1 protein-coding gene is annotated in these 293 nt (G+C 59.4%); it reads right to left on the bottom strand.

The window, feature by feature from the left end; genetic code table 11:
- On the bottom strand, positions 1-293 hold a 293-nt coding region (locus tag AC6CDK_RS17835; RefSeq protein ID WP_496639965.1), incomplete at both ends, for a disulfide bond formation protein B.

Here is a 293-nt window from a genome sequence, read left to right as displayed (position 1 = left end):
CGGGAAGGTCGGCTCGGGATTGCATCCCTGCACGCCAAAGGGGTTGTCGCTGTGGGCTGCCTCGTGGATCTTGTTGAGCTTGAGGCTGTAGCCGATCCCCTGGATGGTCCCCCAGAAGGCCAGCGCGTATCCCACCAGCTTGAGACCGATGTTTTTGGGGTAGATCGCCGCGATGATCCCGCCGAATGCCATGCAGAAGAAGGCGAACCGGATGTACACGCACTGCTCGCACGGCCTCATGTAGAGCCAGATCTGAAACACCGAGTGGGCCAGAATGACCATGAACAGACTCA

Source organism: Geobacter sp. PheSNFMC, from assembly GCF_059620965.1.
This window is presented reverse-complemented; position numbering and strand designations above follow the sequence as displayed.